The 2,675-nt window shown below is 71.1% G+C and carries 3 protein-coding genes; 1 reads left to right on the top strand and 2 read right to left on the bottom strand.

Features of this window, described 5'->3' with window-relative positions:
- On the bottom strand, nucleotides 1–744 hold a 744-nt coding region (gene nagB, locus ACFPZL_RS12115; RefSeq protein ID WP_382335608.1), incomplete at its 3' end, for a glucosamine-6-phosphate deaminase.
- An 8-nt stretch (nucleotides 745–752) separates the two neighbouring features.
- On the bottom strand, nucleotides 753–1,835 hold the full coding sequence (locus ACFPZL_RS12110) for an ABC transporter ATP-binding protein (RefSeq protein ID WP_218116056.1): 1,083 nt from the start codon (nucleotides 1,833–1,835) through the stop codon (nucleotides 753–755).
- 243 nt (nucleotides 1,836–2,078) lie between these two features.
- On the opposite strand from ACFPZL_RS12110, the gene ACFPZL_RS12105 reads away from it, so the two are divergent.
- Nucleotides 2,079–2,675, top strand: a 597-nt coding sequence (locus ACFPZL_RS12105; protein ID WP_382335606.1) for an ROK family protein, incomplete at its 3' end; no start/stop codon positions are given.

Raw genomic sequence — 2,675 nt, 5'->3', positions numbered from 1 at the left:
GGCGAACGAGAGCTCCGCGGCCGCGGCGCGATCGATCACCACGACGGCGCGCGGGTGCAGCTGCAGCGCACTCGCCGGGCATCGGCTGGAGACCGGTCCTTCGATCATCTGCGCGACCGCCCGCGCCTTGCTCGCGCCCTGGGCGACGAGCAGCAGCTCTTCGGCGTCGAGGATCGTGCCGACCCCCTGCGTCACGCTGCGCGTCGGCACCTGCTCCACCGTGCCGAAGAAGCGCGCGTTGTCGGCCCGGGTGGCCGGCGCGAGCACCGTGACGCGGGTCCGGGAGGCGAGTGGCGAGCCGGGCTCGTTGAATCCGATGTGCCCGTTGCCGCCGATCCCGAGCAGCTGGATGTCGATGCCGCCGGCCGCCTCGATCGCGGCCTCGTAGGCGGCGCATCCCGCGTCGAGGTCGTCGGCCAGACCGTCGGGGATGCGGACGCGCGCCGGGTCGAGGCCGAGCGGCTCGGTGACGACGCGCCGGATCACCTCGTGGTAGCTCTCGGGATGATCGGCGGCGAGACCGACGTATTCGTCGAGCGCGAAGGCGTCGATGCCGCCGAAATCGAGTTCTCCCGCGCGCACGAGCGCCGCGAGCTCCCGATAGGTGCCGAGGGGCGAGGATCCGGTGGCGACGCCGATCGTGACGCTCCCGCCCGGCTCGCGTCGACGTCGGATCGCCTGCGCGATCCGTGCGGCCGACGCCCGGGCCACCTCGTCGGGGGTCTCGACGATGAGCACCTCCACGGGCGGCCTCAGTTCAGTCGCTCGCCGGAGTCGGCGTCGAAGAGGTGCAGATGGGCAGGGTTCGGCACGAGCACGACCGTCTCGCCGGCGGCGGGATGAATGCGGCCGTCGACCCGGGCGACGAAGTCGACGCGCTCGCCGCCGCTGCCGCTGCCGTCGATGTGCCCGTAGAGGTAGCCGTCGGCTCCGAGCTCCTCGACGAGGTCGATCCGCACGGCGAGGCCGGGCTCACCCGGGGCTGCGACCGAGAGATCCTCCGGGCGGACGCCGACGGTGACTGCGCGGGATCCGGCACCGGCGACCGCGACGGGCACCCGGAGCGAACCGATCGCGACGCCATCTGCCGCGAGGTCGGTCGCGAAGAGGTTCATGGCGGGCGAGCCGATGAAGCCTGCGACGAAGACGTTCGTCGGGGTCTCGTAGAGGTCGCGCGGCGTGCCGACCTGCTGCAGCACGCCGTCCTTGAGCACCGCGATGCGGTCGCCCATGGTCAGCGCCTCGGTCTGGTCATGGGTCACGTACACGGTGGTGACGCCGAGGCGGCGCTGCAGCGACGCGATCTGCGTGCGGGTCTGCACGCGCAGCTTCGCATCGAGGTTCGAGAGCGGCTCGTCCATGAGGAAGACCTGCGGCTGACGGACGATGGCGCGCCCCATGGCGACGCGCTGGCGCTGGCCTCCGGAGAGCGCCTTCGGCTTGCGGTCGAGATACTCCTCGAGATCGAGCAGCTTGGCGGCCTCGAGCACGCGCACGGTCCGCTCCTCCTTGCCGACGCCGGCGATCTTCAGCGCGAACCCCATGTTCTCGGCCACGGTCATATGGGGGTAGAGCGCGTAGTTCTGGAAGACCATCGCGATATCGCGATCCTTGGGCGGCACGTTCGTGACCTCCGTGTCGCCGATCAGGATCCTGCCCCCGTCGATCTCCTCGAGACCCGCGAGCATGCGCAGCGTGGTGGATTTGCCGCAGCCTGAGGGCCCGACGAGGACGAGGAACTCGCCGTCGCCGATCTCGAGGCTGAGGTCGGCGACCGCCGGGCGGGCGGTGCCCGGGTAGACGCGCGAAATGCCGTCGAACGTGACCGATGCCATGATTCTCCTTCACCGGCAGGTACGTGCCGGACGATCCGTTGTGAAAGACGGTCGCCGTCCCGGCCACCGCGACCCTCCGTCGGGTCGAGGTCAGCGTAACACGGCGGTTCCCGCGTCCTTCGGGGTGTCCCGAACTCGCATAGCATGGTTCATCAACGTGCGATCGTCGCCCGGTCGTCGCCGGTCGGGGTCGCCGTGCGGCCCTGTTCCGTCGCCCGCCGCCCTGCTCGAGGAAGAACACCCATGACGCCAACGCAACCGATCGTCTCCGATGCGAAGCGCGCTGCCCGGATCGGCATGGACATCGGCGGGTCGAAGATCGCCGCGGTCTCCCTCGACGAGGACGCCCGGATCGAGGCCGAGGCGACGCTGCCGGTCGCGATGGGTGCGGCAGGGGTCCTCGACACCGCCGCCGGTCTCGTCGCCGAGCTCGCCGAGCGCACCGGGCGGGCGCCGAGCGATTTCGCATCGCTCGGGGTCGGCGTACCGGGGCAGGTGCAGCGCCCGCGCGGCACCGTGCGGCACGCCTACAATCTCGAAATCGAGGAGATGGAGCTCGGCGAACTGCTCTCGGCGCGGACCGGGATCCCGGTCTCGGTCGACAACGACGTGACGGCCGCATCGATCGGCGCGGCGCATCTGATGGGGCTCGACGGCACGATCGCCTATCTGAATCTCGGCACGGGGCTCGCGGCCGGCATCATCATCGACGGGCGGGCCCGGCGCGGCGCGAACGGCGTGGCCGGCGAGATCGGGCACCTCCCGATCGATCCGCTCGGGCGGCCCTGCAATTGCGGCCAGGTCGGCTGCCTCGAGACCGTTGCCGGAGGGATGGCGCTG

The organism is Leucobacter soli (assembly GCF_042659205.1).
Lineage (GTDB): Bacteria > Actinomycetota > Actinomycetes > Actinomycetales > Microbacteriaceae > Leucobacter > Leucobacter soli.
This window is presented reverse-complemented; position numbering and strand designations above follow the sequence as displayed.

Excerpts from the sequence above, each read along its gene's own strand:
- ACFPZL_RS12110 (WP_218116056.1), bottom strand. The coding sequence starts at position 1,835 with ATGGCATCGGTCACGTTCGACGGCATTTCGCGCGTCTACCCGGGCACC.